This is a genomic window from Pseudodesulfovibrio thermohalotolerans, assembly GCF_021353295.2.
Lineage (GTDB): Bacteria > Desulfobacterota > Desulfovibrionia > Desulfovibrionales > Desulfovibrionaceae > Pseudodesulfovibrio > Pseudodesulfovibrio thermohalotolerans.
This window is the reverse complement of the sequence record NZ_CP120635.1, coordinates 141,385-158,752: the sequence shown is the minus strand read 5'-3', so window position 1 is coordinate 158,752 and position 17,368 is coordinate 141,385. Positions and strand designations below refer to the sequence as shown.

The following is a 17,368-nucleotide window of genomic DNA, read 5'->3' as shown; positions in this document are numbered from 1 at the left end:
GTTTTGTTTACTATCCGATGCCGTCCGCCGGGCCGAACCGGCTCCCTGCGGGCGCAACCGGACCTCACGCAAGATATTTAAAGAGACGGCCGCTGCACCAGGCCAACACGGAAAGCGGCATCCTGCGGATGCAGGCGGAAGCCGCGCGCCCCGCAACCGTCGTTCGCGGATCGTTCCTCAAGGAGGACACGGGACGGCGGCTCCAGACGACATGCTCCAATGGTTCGGAAAGACACCCCCACTTCTCCTTGAAACGAAGAAGATCGGTATGCCAGGCGGGCGTCAATCCGAAATCCAAAACAGCGGCATCCTCCTCGGCAAGTCGGCCGATCACATAAGAGAAGAGTCTATCGGCACCCCTGAGCGCATATGCCTGCGCTGTGGAGCCGCCGTACATATATATGCTGTGCCCGCCCAGCGTCAGCAAAACCACGACCGAAACGGCCTCCCCCTTGTACTCGGCGAAAAAGAGACGCGCCCCGGGATGCCGGGACAAAGCCGCGAACAGGGACGCCGGATAGGACGGAACGCCCTGCCTCCGCCGGGTTTCCAACAAAATCCGATAAGCGCCCATGTAGGCGTCGGGCCCCGTGCGCTCCACAGCGGCCACCCCCAGCCTGCCGGCTTTCCGAGCGTTCCTTCGGGCCGTGGACTTGAACAGCCGTTCGCCCTCGGCCCGGTAACGATCCAAGTCCAGGACGGACACATATTGCCCGCCGCGCCGGTGCCAATGCCCGGCCACGCCGTCCGAACGCGCCTTCCCGGCCAGCCCCAGGTCATCAGCCGGGGCGTGAAAAGCCGCCTTGGCCGCGCCGGTCCGGCTGGCCTCGACCGCCAATTTCATGGCGAGCAAGGGCGCGATTTCCGACGACTCCACCAACGGAGGCGTCAGATGGCTCAACGGCAACGCATGAATTTTCACGCGCCCCGCCAGGGTGCGCCCCCGCATGGCGGGCAGGAGACCAACCAGACGGTCTTCCTCCCAGGCCGCCACATGGCACGGCCGCCATCCGTACACCTCGGCCAGAAGAACGCTCCAATCGGGATGCAGATAAGGCGACTGGGCCGGACGGCCCGCCAACAGCCCTTCCCATGCCTCGACACGAGCGCGGTCAAGGGAGTCCCATATCTCAAGACTGGGCATGGCGCACCTTTTTCAACATAAATTTGATGAGATTGCACACGGCGTCCTGCATGGCACCCATACGCTGCGCCGCCACCCCTTCCGGCCATCGCTCCGGGTGAAAAGACAAATACAGGACGGGATGCCCGCCGTCCGCCATTTCCGCCACAAGCTGCTCGGTCGTCCGGATTTCTCTTGCCCCGAAAGGGGCGGCACCGGCTTCGGAGGTACAGACATGGCCCGGAACCATTCTGTCGCGCAAGTTGCAGGCCCCGTCACACCATGTCCGTCCGGTATCGTTCAGATAGGGGATACCTGTTTCGCGAAAGAACAGATAGGCCTCCCCGGCCAAGCCAAAGTCCTCCAGCGAGGCATGGTTCCAAAAATCCAGCTCGCAATACGACGACAACGGACGGCCGTGCATGGCGGCCGTGGCGACCGGGACCACCCGCCGCATCGCGACGATGTTGGCGGCGAAAAGGGCTTTGGCCGCGTCGATGTCCCCCGCGCTGTCTGCCAGGACCTCGTAATGGTATCCGACCTCATGCCCCAAAGCATGGATCTCCGCCGCCATCTCCGGAATGAACACCCTGCGCTTGTACCGGAAATAATACGTTGAACGAACCCCATGATGGCTTTCTATCCTCGCAAGCTTCAACGCGCGGCCGGGAAAGCGGTCGACGTCGTGGCGCAGGATCACGGCCTTGGGGGGCCGAATCCCGGAGCACCAGTCTTCGAGCGCAAGCGCCTGATACCCCGCCTGCCGCATCGCCAGCAGGAACCGAGCGTACATCTGGCAGGAGAAATCACGCATCCACCGCTCCACCATACAACTTGACGCGCTTGTACGGCAATCTGATATACAAATGCTTGTTTTCTTCGTAGTCCATCGCAAAAGCATTCAGCAGCAATTGGTTCGCCAATATACTAAACGTGCTCAATATGATTAATGCGGCGATGGACAAGTTCCCGGAGACACAAGCCACAACAACCAAATATGCAAATGTTAAAACGGCAAGAATGGAGCTCATGATCCCGCAACCGTAGCAATAAATCAGCGGATGGCCATCCAAATAAATATGCTTACGGTATATGCGCGTCATGAACAGGGAAAAAAGCAGGGCCAGGAGCGGCCCGGCGATTTTCCAGACTTTCATCTTGGAAGCCCAGCTCTGGCCGTAACGAGCGCACACGGGAACCTCCGCCACCCTGGCGTTGACAATGTTCAGGCGAGTCAGAATGTCGTTGGGACACCCGTAACGGGGGTACACTTCGTCCCAGTCCACATAATCGAGAAACTTCCTGTTGATGGCGGTATACCCGCATTGGGTGTCGGAAATATGCCAGTAACCGGACACAATCTTCGTCAAGGCCGAAAGGGCCATATTGCCCACAAGCCGGACCGGCGGGATAGCGCCAACGCCCACCCGATGAAAGAAGCGGTTCCCCTTGATGTAGTCGGCGGAGTCATCGACCAGCGGGTTCAACAGCTCGGGCAGATCCGCCGGGTCCATCTGGCCATCCCCGGCCATGACCACAGCGATATCCTCCCCGCTCTTGAGCACTGTTTTGTACCCTGTAGAAATGGCCGCACCGACGCCGCGGTTCTTCTCGTGCTCTATCAGAACGAACCGGCAATCCTCCCGCGCCCGCCTGCGGACCACCTCAGCCGATCCATCGGTGCTGCAATCGTCCACGACATATATTTTATCAATGTACTCGGGCACTTCTTCCAGCATGGGGCCGATTTTGCTTTCTTCGTTGTAGCAGGGCACAACGACCGCGACTTTTTTTTCTTTGTACATAACAGCTCCAGCCCGCCCGCATCAAACATGCCCGACAGGTTTTTACGGCAATAATTTCAATCCAACATCGGCCGATCGGGCCGCACGAGCAATCCGCTGCGCAAGGGTGCCGGACAGCACTCGATGCTCGGAATCACTGGACGTCCCCTGCACCGGCGGCCGTGGACAAGCCGGAGGACGCCTCGCTACCCTGCGGGGGAAGGTGATCGTACTGTTTCCGGCAAGCCGGGCATTGCCCGTCGTCGTCCAGCTTGTTGCCGCACTCGCACATCCACCCGTAAATGCGGGCCGGAGCCCCCATCACCAGGGCATGGTCCGGCACATCCGAAGTCACCACGGCACCAGCCCCGACAAAGGCAAACGAGCCAACGTTGTTCCCGCAGACGATGGTGCAATTGGCCCCCAGGGTGGCCCCTCTACCGACATGGGTTTCCCGCATCTCGTCCATGCGCCGGATGTTGGCCCGGGGATTGAACACGTTGGTGAACACCATGGACGGGCCGCAGAAGACGTTTTCCTCAAGCGTCACGCCCGGATAGACGGAAACGTTGTTCTGGATTTTGCAGCCGTTCCCGATGGACACGCCTGCACCCACAAACACATTTTGTCCCATGTTGACATTCTCGCCGATGGTCACCCCATTCATGATGTGGGTGAAATGCCAAATTTTGGTGCCCTGGCCGATCGTCGCACCCTTGTCGATCACGGCGGTCTCATGCGCAAAATAGGGCGGCTTTGCCGCTGTCTTGGCCTTGTCCAACAGGAAAACCCGCTTCCCGTCGCCATTCAATGACTGTTGGCTCGCATTGAGCACCTTGAGGACGGCGAGTCCTTCCTTGCCGTCGGTCCTCGGCCGATTCCCTTCGGCTATGCAATCAAGAAAATGCTGGCATTCGAGCTTGAGGGGTTCAGCGTGGCCCAGCTCCAGTCGATAGCCTTCCGCCTTGGAGGGTACGGGAATGCCATTTTCCCACCGTATCTCGTGAGGATACAGCAGCAACTTCTCGTCCCAGGGCAAAGTGTCGTCGAAAACGGCCATCTTCTTTTCCCCGACGACGACGAGCTTCTGCTCCTTGAACGGATGCAGCCAGGAAACGAATATGTGTGCCCTCATCCCGGAGGTGAATTCCAGGTGGGTCGTCGTCACATCGGCAATCTGCTGGTGAAGGTAGTTGGCTCCCGTTGCGATGACGGACTCCAGCCTGGAGTCGGCCAGAGAAAGGATCATGGAAATGTCGTGGGGGGCGAACGACCACAGGATGTTCTCTTCCCTTCGTATTTTGCCCAGGTTCAGGCGGTGGGAACAGATATAGTTGATCTTGCCCAACTCCCCTTCGCCAACAAGCCGCTTCAGTTCCAGAAAGGCGGGATGATACTGGAGCAGATGCCCCACCATGAGCACAAGCCCACGGGAGTCGGCGAGCTCAATGAGCGTCTCGGCCTCGCCTTCGTCGAGGACGATGGGTTTTTCAACGAAAACATGCTTGCCCGCGAGCAGGGCCTGACGCGCCTGGCCGAAGTGGGCGACCGCAGGCGTGGCGATGACTATGGCCTCGACATCCTTGCAATTGAGCAGGTCGGAAAACTCCGAGTGGCAGGAAACGCCGGGGTACTCGGACCGGAAGGTGTCAAGGGCGGCCGCATTGGTGTCGCAGATGCACTTGAGCACCCCCAAATCATTCAGGTTGCGAATAAGATTTTTGCCCCAGTACCCCGCGCCAATAACGCCAACATTTGTTTTTCCCATCGTTCAACTCGTTGTTGTCACATTTTTATCATAATATATCAAAATGTTATGTCATAAAAACCCTTACGCCACAAAACAGCATCTCACCTCTCGCTCCCGACCTACTCCTTATCGACCATTCACCCACTGACTTAATGCTTTTCGCAAAAGCCGGGCCCCAGGTGATTGGAAAGGGGGGGTACCGTACGGGCCGGAGGCGAGAAAAGCAGCGTTGCATGCCCGTCCCGGCAGACTTCCCGTTCTATTGCCCGTTCCGGCCTCGGCGACGGAAAATTGTACTGCGGAGACAAAATTGCAAAAAACGATCCAATGTTCACTCACCTATTGATTTTTTTGCCCCGGGAGGGGAAACGGCGACCAATGGCCGGATCAGCGAACAGGAGCTTGCCGCTTAAGCCAGGCGCGAGCTTTCAGGGTCAGCTCGACCGAGCAGGCCAGCAAGCTGTTGAAGGCGGAGGGGGCATGCAGACCAACCTCTCGATCATGGTGGGAACGCACGCTGTACAGGGTCTTGGGGATGTGCATGAACCGCGCGCCGTTCATGGCGAAGCGGAGATAGCATTCGTGGTCGTCGGCTTTGGCTTTTTCGTCGTAAAACCCGAACCGTTCATGCAGCGAGCGTTTGTAGAGGGTGGCCACGCCGCAAAGGTACCAATCCGCGAAGCTGCGTTTGAAGTCGTAATCCGGCAATTTGAATTCGCGCAGGATTCGATGGGCGTCGTCGATCACGAACATATCCGCATAAACAAAATCAGCCTCGTCGGCCTCCAGCGGCGCCGCCAGGGTGGAAAACATCTGCGGATGGCAGATGTCGTCCGAGACGACAAAGGTGCAGAACTTTCCCGTCGCCTCACGGAATCCCCGGTTATAGGTCCATGTGGACCCCATGTTCTTTTCGTTGAAGATGGCTTTGACGGTGCGGCCTTCCTGGGGGTAGCGGGCATAACTGTCCCGCTCCACCGTCCGCGTCCGTTCATTGTACCGCGCGGCATGGGAAGCGGTCTCGCAGACAAGCCCGTCCAGGTAGTTTGTAATGACCCGGCGCGAATCATCGGTGGAGCAATCGTCCACGATAATCAGCTCGATGTCGCCGTAGTCCTGGAAGAGAATGGAGTCCAGGCACGCCTCTATGTATTGGGCATGATTGTAGCTCGGAACGATGACGGATATCTTTTCCATGGTTCCCTCCAAGGTTCGTCGACGGCCCGGACGGATACGCCGCACCATGCCGAAGTGTTCCATTTGGGTAGTTGATTTGCTTCTTTGCTGTCAATAAATCCCGCCCGCCGTGGTCCTGGCACGGCCCTGCGCGCAACACTCATGCCAGGGTAAAATTCGCCGTGTCGGCAAAGCGCACCGCATTTCGGGGCAGTCCGAGCGCGGCGTAGGCCGGGGCCAGCTCGTTGGCCTGGCCGAAGAACTCTCCCTGGTAGCGGCGTGGCGCGATAAGGGAAACGGGCGGACGGCCCAGGGCGGCGACCTGTTCCCGGATGATCCCGAAAAGCGCCAGGGAGCGGGCCGACTGGCCCAGTGCCGGGTGCCACGGCCCGGCCAGAATGGATTCCGCCAAAGTCCCCTCCGGCGCGAGCCCGAGGCGGATGACCCGCACGCCCCGCGCCCACAGGACCGGCAACGCCTCGGCCAACTCGGCCTTGGCACGGTCCACGGTCCAGGGAACGTATCCGCCCCGCCGCCAGGCCTCGGCCAGGGCCGTGCCCTCGATGACCAGACAAGGATAGAGGCGGGCGGTCTCGGGCCGGAACGCGGCGGCCTCCCACACATCCTGAAGGAAAAGCCCCTCGCGGTCGCCGGGCAGGCCGGGCAGGAGCTGCACGCCAAGGGCGAGCCCGCTCTCCGCGACCCGCTCGCACCCGCGCCTGGCCGCGTCTCCGTCATAGCCCCGGCCGGAAGCGGCAAGCGCCGCGTCGTCAAAGGACTGGATGCCCAGCTCCACCAGGTCCAGCCCCAGGGCGCGGCAACGGTCGAGGACGTCGGGAGCCGTGCAGTCGGGCCGGGTGGAGCAACGCACGCGGGTAATCAGGCCGCGTTCCCTGTACCGGGCGGCCAGGGCGAGAAAGGTTTCGGGCCACGGCTCGGGCAGGGCCGTGAAGGTGCCGCCGTAGAAGGCCAGTTCGTACGGGCCGCGACCAGCGGACAGGGCCCCGTCCAGATCGTGGTCGAGTTCGGACAGGACACGGGACAGGGCCGCGCCGTCCCGGCCGGTCTGGCGGTCCTGGGCGCAGAACAAACAGCGGTGCGGACAACCCGCGAAAGGCAGGAACACGGGCCAGACCCGCGTGGAGGCGGGGGCGGGTTCGGGATGGGCGAAGACAAGCGGTGCGGGCATGGCCGCACCCTACACCACAACCCTCCGGCAGACCACAGATTCCCCGTCACCCGACCGGGAAACGGTTGCCCGGCGTCCGGCTTTGGCGTATCACGGCCCCATGAAAATAGGCGTCCTGCAACTCAATCCCATTGTCGGCGATCTCGACGGCAACGCGGCCAGAATCCTGGCCGCCGCGCGCCGGGCCAAGGACCTCGGCGCGGAACTCTGCCTGACCTCGGAACTCGCCCTGACCGGCTATCCGCCGCGCGACCTCCTGCTCTACGGCGGATTCGTGGACCGCGCCCGCGAGCGGGCCGAAACGCTGGCCCGGGAGCTGGCCGACTGCCCTCCCCTGCTCCTCGGGGCGGTGGAACGCAACCGCACGGGCCAGGGCAAGCCGGTCTTCAACTGCGCCTTGTGGTGCGAAGGCGGCGAGATCGGGCGGACCGTGCGTAAGACCCTCCTGCCCACCTACGACGTGTTCGACGAGGCGCGCTATTTCGAGCCCGCCCCGGCAGGGGACCCGGAGGCCAACCTCATCCGGCACAACGGCCACACCCTGGCCGTGACCATCTGCGAAGACGCCTGGAACGACAAGGACTACTGGGACGCCCGGACCTATGCCCGCGATCCGCTTGAGGAGGCCGCCGCGGGCGCGCCGGACATCATCCTCAACCTGTCCGCCTCGCCCCTCTTCCTGGGCAAGCAGCAGCTCCGCGAGGACATGCTCGGGGCCGTGGCCCGCAAATACGCCGTGCCCCTGGTCTACGCCAACCAGACGGGCGGCAACGACGATCTGGTCTTCGACGGCCGGTCCTGCGCCTTCGCCCCGAACGGCGAGCTCCTGGCGCGGGCCGCCGGATTCGAGGAGGATGTGCTCATCGTGGACACCGCCGATCCGGCGGCCAATACCGTTTCCAATGACAATTTCAGCCGCGAATCCGAAACATGGCACGCCTTGGTCGCGGGCACCCGCGACTATGTACGCAAGAGCGGCTTCTCCACGGCCCTGGTGGGGCTTTCGGGAGGCATCGACTCGGCCGTGACCGCCGTGGTGGCCGCCGAAGCATTGGGCGCGGAGAACGTGACCTGCGTGCTCATGCCCTCGCCCTATTCAAGCCGGGGCTCAATCGACGATTCCCTGGAGTTGGCGAAAAATCTCGGGGTGAAAACCCTGACCCTGCCCATCGAGCCGATCATGCGGGCGTTCGACGAGGCCCTTGCCGAACCGTTCGCGGGGTATGCCGAGGACACGACCGAGGAGAACATCCAGTCGCGCATCCGGGGCAACCTGCTCATGGCCCTGTCCAACAAATACGGCGCGCTGCTCCTGACAACGGGCAACAAGTCGGAGCTGGCCGTGGGCTACTGCACCATTTACGGAGACATGTCCGGCGGGTTCGCGGTCATCTCGGATGTGGACAAGACCGGGGTTTTCAACCTGGCCAGGTGGTACAATGCCGAGGTGGCCCCGCACATTCCCGAGGCGATCATCACCAAGCCGCCGTCCGCCGAGCTCAGGCCCGACCAGAAGGATCAGGATTCCCTGCCCGACTACGCGGTGCTGGACGCCATCCTGGCCCTGCACGTGGAGCACCAGAAATCCCGGCGGGAAATCATCGCGGAAGGTTTTGACGCGGAGACGGTCGGAAAGGTCCTCAACCTGGTGCGGATCGCCGAGTTCAAACGCCGCCAGGCCGCGCCCGGCATCAAGCTCACCCCGCGCTCGTTCGGCACGGGCTGGCGTATGCCGCTGGCCTGCCGCCGCAACCTCTAGACGGATTCGAGAGCCCGCTTCAGCAGGCCGAGGAACTCGCCGCTCATGGCGAAGACGTTGCGGAAATAAAGACGCAGCCCTTTTCTGCGGTCCGCTTCGTCCCCCTCGAAGACCAGCCTATAGAACTGCTCGTTCCAGAACCCTTCGCGGCGTTCCGTCAGGTAAGTGACGTTGTTGGCGTCCAGCTGATCGAGGATGGCCATGCCCTTGGCCGTCATGGCCGGGCTGTCGTCGGCCAGCAAGGTCCGGGCCGCATCCCGCACGCTGGACCACAGCCGGATTTCGCCGCGCAGCCAGCGGGCCGCGCCCGCGCGGTCCACCCTCGGTGGCTCGGGCCGATACAAATCCTTCATGAGCGGCGGCGCGCCCTGCGGTTCCGGCTCGTCCTCGTATTCGATGCCCTCGCCATAGAGGATGCTTGCCCTGGAGGTGTTCACGCAGCGCACCCCGGACACCCGGATTTCCTCGGTCAGCCACAGGGCCGCGTCCAGGAAGTTGAGGGTGGTGTAAAGCCGTTCCCCGAAGGGCGTGTCCACCGGCGCGAGCTGGGGGAACGCATCGGTCAGCGGCCGCTCGACGGCCTCGGCCGAATTTTTCAGCGTTCCCTTGGAATAACCAAGGCTCCAGGGGTTGTCCGAAGCGAGCTGGGCGCCGATGAACACGCAGCGCGAACAACCGAGCAGCCGGGCCAGGGAAAAGGCCGTGGAGATGACCGAGCCGTGCAGGCGCAGGTCGTCCCGGGGGCCGAATAATTGCGGCAGCAACGAGCCGAACAGGTATTTCCGGCGGAACCTGTCGCCGCCCAGATCGGAAAGGCAGTGGCCCACCAGGATGGTCTCGGGCAGCTTCGGGATATGCTTGAAGACCTGGCCCGAGGCGATGGAGGTGTCGTTGATGACGACGAAATGCGGCTTGATCCCGGCCTCGACCAGCGGTTTGACCGCGTTGTTCACGCAGATGATCGCGACCCGGTCCCGGACCCGCCGTAGATAGTCGAACCGGGCGGGCAGATCCGGCCCGGCGGCCACCAGCACGGCGTCGGTCCCGCAAAGCGTCTTGCGCAACGCCGAGACGGGCGGCGCGTTCAGATAGTCGGGCACGTTCTCGTAGGCATGAACCTGCTGGTCGTACAACAGCCCCCGATGGATGTTCCGCAGGGGGCGGGAGCGAGACAGGGCCTGACCGGACAGCCCGTAGATGGCGTGACGGTAATGAAGGGTCTCCAGATACTCGACAACCCGTCCGGCCCATTCGCCGTAAAGGGTTCGGACCCGTTCCGTCAGGAAGAAGGCCGGAACGCCCATGCGGAACATGTCGGCGGGCAGCAGTTCCTGAAGCGGCGGATTGAAGGAGCGCGGGTCGCCGGTGAAACAGAACAGATTGGGCCGGTTCAGCCCGGCCAGCTTGAACCGTTCCAGGAATTGAATGAGCACGCGCTCGTCCGGCTCGAAGACGACCACCACCGTGGCCCGGGAGGCCAGCGCCAGGCGCAGCTCGGGAGAATCGGCCGCGCCGAGCAGAATCACAAGACGAGTGGCCATGATGGCCGACTCCATGGTCGTATCCGGCGGCAGAGGCGCAAAGGCCTCCTTCGAACGGTCGCCGAACGGGCGGCGGAAGGCCGGATTCTCGAAACGGCACAACTGGGCGTGGTCAGAAAAGCGGTGCGGGCCGGGATCGGCATGGCCGGGCCCCACCGGGTCCACCTGCTCCCCCCGGCACAGGATGCCCAACTCCACCAGGGCGGCTATCTGGCTGTTCTCCATAGGTTCGGTCATGGTTTCACCACTGTGGAACTTGGCCCCGGCCCATATTTTTGTCAAGGCGACCGGGCTTCTCCGGCCATTGACGGCAGGCGAGGCTTTTTTCTTCCGGAATTTCATAGTATACGGTTCCACGCGAAACACGGCTTTTCAGGGGGAAACGCATGAACGGGAAGCGACGGCGCGACAAATCGACCGAATGGGCCAGGAACATTCTCCTGATCCTGGCAGCGGCGGCCGTCGTCTATGTCTTCTTCAACCTCGACATCGTCCGCAAGGGCGAATCCGTGTTCTCCAACACCGCTGCCAAGAAGCTCAAATTCGCCGGCGCCTTGGGGCAAAGGGACTACACCGACCGGGAGATCGCGCGCATCCTGAAATACATCGGCGCGCGCAATACCCTCTTCCGGGAGGTCAAGATCAATGCCTCGCCCCAGGACAGCTACCGCGAGGTCACGCCCTCCACGGATATCGTCTATGAGCTTCACGTGGCCCTGGCCGACGGGTTCACCTTTTCCACCCCGGCGCGGCGCGCCGCCAGACGCGATCTGGTGGCCGGCCTGCTGAACAAGCTGGACAAGGACCTGCGCGCCTACCAGAAGATGAAGAAAGAGGGGCGCAACCCCTCATCCATGATTAACACCATGTGATCGCCTCCCCGGGTACGCGAACGACATGAACAAGACCTTCGACACCATCGTCTGCGGCGGATCGCTGGCGGGCAGCGCAGCCGCCCTGACTCTGGCCCGGCAGGGCCGCTCCGTGGCGGTTCTCGACAAGGCCTCCTTTCCCCGCACCAAGCTCTGCGGCGGGCTGCTCACGTGGAAATCCGTGCAGCTCCTGGACGCCCTGTTCGGCGAAACGCCCCGGTCGCTGGGCGAAGCCGGGATCGTCCGGGACATGTCGGACCGCTACTCCATCCGCACCTTCTCCGCCGACCTGGCCGACGGAAAGCTTTCCTACCCCTTCCACTTCGTCGACCGAACCGAGCTGGATTCCAGACTGCTGGAACACGCGCGCCGCGCCGGGGCCACGATCTTCGAGAATGCCGAAGTGGCGGGCTGCGACCCGGACAGCGGCGAGGTGCTCCTCAAAAGCGGCGACACCTTCCGGGGGAAATACGTCATCGGCGCGGACGGGGCGCACTCGGTGGTGCGCGCCTCCTTCCCGGAGGTGGACCCGCACCGTATGCGGCGGCTCACGGCCGCGACCATCGAGGTCAAGATTCCGGCCCGGGACTTCCCTGTCCCGGTGAACGCTCCGATCCTCTACATCGGCTTTCTGGACGCGGGCTACGGCTGGGTCTTTCCCAACGGAGTAAACGTGCTTCTGGGCATCTGCGGACTGCGCGACCGGGACACCCACTTCGCCAAACTGTTCCGGGCCTATCTCGACGCGCTCGGCGTGGCACCGGACGCGCTCTCCTGTCAGCGGGGCCACCCCCTGCCCTACGGCAGCTACCTGCACGATCCGGTGCACGGCCGCGCCCTGCTCGCGGGTGACGCGGGCGGATTCGTGGAACCGCTCTTCGGAGAAGGCATCTTCTTCGCCATGTGCACGGGCATGTACGCGGGCCAGGCCGTGGCCGACGCGCTCGCCGGTGGCGACGACGCCTGCGCCGCCTACACCGAGAGGCTCCACCGCATGATCCTCCCCGAGCTCAACGGATCGGACAGGCTGCGCTGGATCCTCTTCCGGGCCATGCGATGGTTCGGCGCCGGGACCATCCGCCGGTTCATCAACCTCGGCGCGGGACCGCTCGGCGACATGGTCCACGGCAAGCGGTCCTACAACTGGCTCCGAAAAAAGACCTGGGATTTCCCGACATCGCGCGCGTAACGCCGGGACCGGCTTGAATCATCGGGCCGGGTCATCTATACTAGGGGAAGGCGCAACCGTATCCCCACCACCTTGCAAGGGAGCAGCCATGGCCGCAAAAATCCTGATTATCGACGACGAAGAGTCCATCCGCCTCTCCCTGCGCGGCATCCTTGAGGACGAGGGCTTCTCCGTGGAGGAGGCCGAATCCGGCGAGCAGGGCCTGGAACTGCTCGGCATCGACATCCCGGACCTGGTCTTTCTCGACATCTGGCTGCCCGGCATGGACGGTCTGGAGTGCCTGGGAATCATCTCCCGCGATTACGAGGGACTGCCCGTGATAATGATCTCGGGCCACGGGACCATCGAAACCGCGGTCAAGGCGTTGAAGGAGGGAGCCTTCGACTTCATCGAAAAGCCGCTCTCCCTGGAAAAGGTCGTGGTCTCGGCTCGCAACGGCCTGGAATTCTCCCGTCTGCGCCAGGAAAACCAGGCCCTCAAGACGCGCATTTCCTCGGAGCAGCCCGTCACCCTGACCGGCGAGTCCTCGCCCATCTCCTCCCTCAGGGAGGTCATCGGCCGCGTCGCCCCCACCGAATCCTGGGTGCTCATCACCGGCGAGAACGGCACTGGCAAGGAGATCGTGGCCCGGTCCATCCACGAGCAGTCGTCGCGGGCCGAACGCCCCATGGTGGCGGTCAACTGCGCGGCCATCCCCGAGGATCTCATCGAATCGGAACTTTTCGGCCACGAAAAAGGGGCCTTCACCGGCGCGAACAAGGCCCAGGAGGGCAAGTTCGAATTGGCCGACGGGTCCACCCTGTTCCTGGACGAGATCGGCGACATGAGCCTCAAGACCCAGGCCAAGATACTGCGCATTCTTCAGGAACAGGCCTTCGAACACGTGGGCGGACGCAAGACCATCAAGGTGGACGTGCGCGTCATCGCGGCCACCAACAAGGACCTGGCCAGAGAGATCGAGGCCGGGAATTTCCGCGAGGACCTCTACTACCGACTCAAGGTCTTCCCCCTGGAGCTGCCGCCTTTGCGCGACCGCACCGAAGACATCCCCCTGCTCATCAACGACTTCGTGAACACCCTGGTCCGCCAGCACGGCTTCAAGCCCATCGCGTTCGCGCCCAAAGCCGTCGCCGTGCTCAAGCAGTACTCGTGGCCGGGCAATGTCCGCGAACTCAAAAATTTTGTGGAACGCATGTTCATCATGTACGCGGGGGAAACCGTCACCCCGGACCGGCTGCCCCCGGAATTCAAGCCCGCCCCGAACGCACCGGCGCGGAATGCGCGGCCCGCCACAGAAAACGGCGGCCTGGACGACCTCATCAACCAGGGCCCGGCCGATCTCAAACAGGCCCGCGCCGACTTCGAGGCCCGCTTCCTGGAAGCCAAGCTCAGGGAGTTCGACGGCAACATCTCGCAGCTCGCCAAGGCCATCGGACTCGAACGCAGTTCCCTTTACCGAAAACTCAAGGCTTACAACATCCAGACGGACTGAGCCGCCCGCTTTCGCCTCAGGGTGACTTGTGCCGCCCCACTTTTTTTTCGCCGGGACATCATCTTCATATTACTGACAAAGCCCGCCCGCATCCGCGCCTTTCAAATAGGAAGGTACCTTTTCATCTTGACAGACCGAAACGGGTCGCTATACTCGGCGTTAAAGGGAAGGTACCTACAAAGTTTGCGACCTACCTGCAAACAAAGGAGAAACACCATGTTTGGTTGGAACAATGATTTCGATTTCGGCAGAGGCAACGGACGAGGCAACCGTGGACAAGGCCGGGGCCAACGCGGATGCGCCGGACCCGGCGGCGGCTTCGGCGGAGGATTCGGCAACCGGCGGGGCAAAGGCTTCAGACGGTCCGGACAAGGTGGCGGCGGACAGGGCTTTGGCCAGAGCGCGAGGCAGGGCTTTGGTCAGGGCGCGAGGCAGGGCTTTGGTCAGGGCGCAGGACAGGGTTTTGCCGGGCAGGGCTACGGCCAGAGATTCGGACAGGCCGGTGGCCGGTTCAACGATTTCGGCCAGGGCCGGATGGGGCGCGGACCGTGCGGCATGGGAATGAACAAATTCCAGCCCGGCAGGGGCGGCGCGTTTCAGTCCTCCATGAACACCGGGCCCGCCGACGGCTTAGGGCCGGATGCCGGAGTCTGCCCCCTGTGCGACCAGCACTGCCCCCTGAGTGCCCCGGCCTGCCCTCGCGGCCAGGCCTACGCGGCGAGGATGGGCTAGCATGACCTCTCCCGCCAAACCTGTGAACAACGCCGAGCTGGCCGGGCTTTTCCGCCTGGCCTCCCGGCTCATGGCCCGCGTCTGTCACGGTCTCGACCAGGCGCACCACGCCCAGCAGCGGGTTCTGTCCCTCCTGCTCGAAAATGGCCCCATGCCCCAGGGGGAGCTTCTGGAAATCCTCGACGTGCGTTCCTCGTCCCTGAGCGAACTGCTGCGCAAACTCGAAGACCGGGGGCTGATTCTCCGGGAACGCAACGAGGATGATCGGCGCAGTTTCATTATTTCCCCCACGGACGAGGCCAGAGCCCTCGCCCGGGACGACGGCGGCGCGGACGGCCAATTCGACTGCCTGGACGACGAGGAGCGCGAACAGTTGCGCACCATCCTCGGCAAGCTCGTGGCCTCCCTCAGGGAAGACCCCATGAGCGGCGGCCCCGGACGCGGCTTCGGCCCGGGTGGGCGCGGCGGACGAGGCGGGCGCGGAAACGGCTTCGGACGCGGGCGCGGATTCGGCAACGGCCCGGGCGGACGGCGCGGAAGAGGCTAGGCGAGCCGATCCATTCACACAGTCATCGAGCGGACGTCCCGACCCGGTTCCCATGCGGGACGCGGACGGGCTCTCGTTTGTTTCGTCCAACTTTCCCCAACCCCCTATTTACAGAGGGGGCCATGATGGTCATACTTTTGGGGAAAGGACGAAACAAGCAAGGACGCCGATATGACCTGGGACCCGGACAGATACGAAGCATGGTTCGACACCCCCGAGGGGCGCTACGCCCTGGACCGGGAGGTGCAACTGTTGCAGGCGATGCTGGCCGGATGGCCACGGCGCAAGCACAAGCTCCTGGATATCGGCTGCGGCACCGGCCTGTTCTTGGAGCCGCTGTATCAGATGGGCCTGGACGTGACCGGCATCGACAAGTCGCAGGAGATGATCCTGGCCGCGCGCAAGCGCTTCGGCAGCCGGGCCGAGTTGAGCGTGGGGAACGGCGAGCATACGGGCTACTCCGACAACGAGTTCGACTACGCCCTGCTCTGGTCCGTGCTCGAATTCACCGAAGACCCCGAAGCCATGCTGGCCGAGGCCGCCCGCGTGGCCGAAAAGGGGCTGCTCATCGGTTTCCTGAACAAGAACTCCCTGTACTACTGCATGAACGTGCGCGGCACCGGCTCCTCCCTGAGCAAAGCCCGCTGGTTCACATGGTGCGAGATGCAGGACCTCATCCACGAAACCACTGACTTCCGGCCCACCGTGGCCCGCTCGGCCCTGGCCGGTCCCATGAAGACCTGGAAGTCCACCGGCATCTCCAATCAGATCAACGCCCGCTTCCTGCCCCCGGCCCTGGGTGCGTTCGTGGCCGTGCGCGTTGATTTCGTCAACATGAAGCCGCTCACCCCGCTCTTCGCCTGGAAGTCCGAGCCCGAAATGGGCTGACCCGCACATGACCGAACCCCGTTTTTCCCTGTCCATCGTCATCCCGGCCTGGAACGGCTGGCAACTGACCGAATGCTGTCTCCGCTCACTGGCCGAGCATACCCCCGGCGACGGGTTCCAGGTGATCCTGGCCGACAACGGCTCCACCGACGGCACGGCCGAGGCTGCGCCCGCCCTGGGCCGGTCGCTGTTCGGCGACCGCTTCGTCCACCACCGGCTCGAACAAAACCTCGGCTTTGCCAAGGCCTGCAACGCGGGCGCAAGGGCCAGCTCCGCCGACCTGCTCCTCTTTTTGAACAACGACACCACGGTCACGGAAAACTGGCTGCCGCCCCTGCTCGACGCCCTCAAATCGGACCCGCGCATGGCCGGTGTCGGCCCCCTGCTCCTATTCCCGGACGACCGCTCCGTGCGCTCGGACCGCGTCCAGCACCTGGGCATCGCCACCTCCGCGAACATGGAGTTCCGCCACCTCTACGAATATTTTCCCCGCTCCCATCCGGCGGTCATGAAACAGCGCAAACTCCGCGTCGTCACCGCAGCGGCCCTGCTCATGCCCGCCGCGCTCTTCAAGGCCGAAAACGGTTTCTTCGAGGGCTTCGTCAACGGCATGGAGGACGTGGACCTCTGCTGCCGCATCAACCGGCGGGGCGGCCACTTCTCGGTCATCCCGGAAAGCGTGGTCATTCACAGCGCCCACGGCACCGAAGGCCGCTTCGACCACGAATCGGCCAACCTCCGCCTGCTCCGGTCCCGCTGCCGCGACGCCGGGGAGGACCTCTGCGACCTGATCCTGGCCGACGGTTTCGAACCGGGCTTCACCCCGTGGCTGGATCTCATCGTCCGCCTCCCCGAATCACGGACCCGCGAACTTGACCGGGAATTCAGCGATGCCGACGAGACCGTCCTGCGCGATCTTCTCGAACGCGAACCGCTGTGGGATACCGGCTACAAGGCCCTGGTCCGCCGTCTCGAAGCCCAGGCGAGACCGGCCGAGGCCGCGCCCGTGGCCTACCTCCGCACCCTCCTCTGCCCCGGCCCCGACGCCTACCGGGACTGCGAGCGCGTTCTGCGCCAGGCCGGGTCCGCTTCCATGGCGGACCGCTACAAGGCCCTGCTCGCCAACGTCCGCCGCGTCCTCGCCGACCGGAACGCCCTGGCCCGCAAAACCCAAGCCCTGGCCGAGTTCACGCGACACCCGGCAATGCGGGCCGCGTTGCGCAACCGGTTCGCCTAAAAACAAAAAACGCCGCAAACGCGACGTTTTCACTTTCTCCCCCCTGCCGAAGACACACAAAAAGTTCGGGGAAAAGAATGGATGCGGTG

Annotated in this window: 15 protein-coding genes; 8 read left to right on the top strand and 7 right to left on the bottom strand. The window is 63.4% G+C overall.

Annotation, left to right across the window (positions count from 1 at the left end; genetic code table 11):
* Positions 1 to 64: 64 nt before the first annotated feature.
* From LF599_RS00795 to LF599_RS00770, 6 genes are all read right to left on the bottom strand, one after another.
* Positions 65 to 1,144, bottom strand: coding sequence for a GNAT family N-acetyltransferase (locus LF599_RS00795; protein ID WP_279521909.1), 1,080 nt, complete (start codon positions 1,142 to 1,144; stop codon positions 65 to 67).
* Entirely contained in the window at positions 1,131 to 1,937 is an 807-nt protein-coding gene (locus tag LF599_RS00790) for a polysaccharide deacetylase family protein (RefSeq protein WP_279521908.1), read from the bottom strand. The genes LF599_RS00795 and LF599_RS00790 overlap by 14 nt, the downstream gene beginning before the upstream one ends.
* Positions 1,930 to 2,928, bottom strand: coding sequence for a glycosyltransferase family 2 protein (locus tag LF599_RS00785; protein ID WP_279521907.1), 999 nt, complete (start codon positions 2,926 to 2,928; stop codon positions 1,930 to 1,932). The genes LF599_RS00790 and LF599_RS00785 overlap by 8 nt, the downstream gene beginning before the upstream one ends.
* A gap of 133 nt (positions 2,929 to 3,061) precedes the next feature.
* The gene (locus LF599_RS00780; RefSeq protein ID WP_279521906.1) at positions 3,062 to 4,675 is read right to left on the bottom strand and encodes a Gfo/Idh/MocA family oxidoreductase; all 1,614 of its coding nucleotides are present in this window, start codon (positions 4,673 to 4,675) and stop codon (positions 3,062 to 3,064) included.
* A gap of 369 nt (positions 4,676 to 5,044) precedes the next feature.
* Positions 5,045 to 5,854: a glycosyltransferase family 2 protein gene (locus LF599_RS00775; protein ID WP_269940772.1), complete on the bottom strand. Its 810-nt coding sequence runs from the start codon at positions 5,852 to 5,854 to the stop codon at positions 5,045 to 5,047.
* Positions 5,855 to 5,993: 139 nt separating this feature from the next.
* A complete protein-coding gene (locus LF599_RS00770) occupies positions 5,994 to 7,022 on the bottom strand; it encodes an elongator complex protein 3 (RefSeq protein ID WP_279521905.1) in 1,029 nt (342 codons plus the stop codon).
* Positions 7,023 to 7,122: 100 nt separating this feature from the next.
* Here LF599_RS00770 and LF599_RS00765 point away from each other — a divergent pair, with 100 nt between their 5' ends.
* The gene (locus LF599_RS00765; RefSeq protein ID WP_269940771.1) at positions 7,123 to 8,781 is read left to right on the top strand and encodes an NAD+ synthase; all 1,659 of its coding nucleotides are present in this window, start codon (positions 7,123 to 7,125) and stop codon (positions 8,779 to 8,781) included.
* Here the strand turns inward: LF599_RS00765 and LF599_RS00760 are convergent.
* The gene (locus tag LF599_RS00760) at positions 8,778 to 10,559 is read right to left on the bottom strand and encodes a motility associated factor glycosyltransferase family protein (RefSeq protein ID WP_279521904.1); all 1,782 of its coding nucleotides are present in this window, start codon (positions 10,557 to 10,559) and stop codon (positions 8,778 to 8,780) included. The two genes, LF599_RS00765 and LF599_RS00760, sit on opposite strands and share 4 nt — an antisense overlap.
* Positions 10,560 to 10,708: 149 nt before the next feature.
* Here LF599_RS00760 and LF599_RS00755 point away from each other — a divergent pair, with 149 nt between their 5' ends.
* From LF599_RS00755 to LF599_RS00725, 7 genes are all read left to right on the top strand, one after another.
* Complete coding sequence (locus tag LF599_RS00755; RefSeq protein WP_279521903.1) at positions 10,709 to 11,194, top strand: hypothetical protein; 486 nt, start codon at positions 10,709 to 10,711, stop codon at positions 11,192 to 11,194.
* Positions 11,195 to 11,219: 25 nt separating this feature from the next.
* Entirely contained in the window at positions 11,220 to 12,383 is a 1,164-nt protein-coding gene (locus tag LF599_RS00750) for an NAD(P)/FAD-dependent oxidoreductase (protein ID WP_279521902.1), read from the top strand.
* Between the two features lie 88 nt (positions 12,384 to 12,471).
* Complete coding sequence (locus tag LF599_RS00745) at positions 12,472 to 13,875, top strand: sigma-54-dependent transcriptional regulator (RefSeq protein ID WP_279521901.1); 1,404 nt, start codon at positions 12,472 to 12,474, stop codon at positions 13,873 to 13,875.
* A 216-nt stretch (positions 13,876 to 14,091) separates the two neighbouring features.
* Positions 14,092 to 14,607: a hypothetical protein gene (locus LF599_RS00740; protein WP_279521900.1), complete on the top strand. Its 516-nt coding sequence runs from the start codon at positions 14,092 to 14,094 to the stop codon at positions 14,605 to 14,607.
* Between the two features lies 1 nt (position 14,608).
* Positions 14,609 to 15,154 carry a MarR family winged helix-turn-helix transcriptional regulator gene (locus LF599_RS00735; protein WP_279521899.1) on the top strand — a complete coding sequence of 182 codons (546 nt, stop codon included), beginning with the start codon at positions 14,609 to 14,611 and terminating at the stop codon, positions 15,152 to 15,154.
* A 171-nt stretch (positions 15,155 to 15,325) separates the two neighbouring features.
* Positions 15,326 to 16,042 (top strand): class I SAM-dependent methyltransferase, encoded by a 717-nt coding sequence (locus LF599_RS00730; protein WP_279521898.1) that lies wholly within the window; start codon positions 15,326 to 15,328, stop codon positions 16,040 to 16,042.
* Positions 16,043 to 16,049: 7 nt separating this feature from the next.
* Positions 16,050 to 17,279 (top strand): glycosyltransferase family 2 protein, encoded by a 1,230-nt coding sequence (locus LF599_RS00725; protein ID WP_279521897.1) that lies wholly within the window; start codon positions 16,050 to 16,052, stop codon positions 17,277 to 17,279.
* Positions 17,280 to 17,368: the final 89 nt, after the last annotated feature.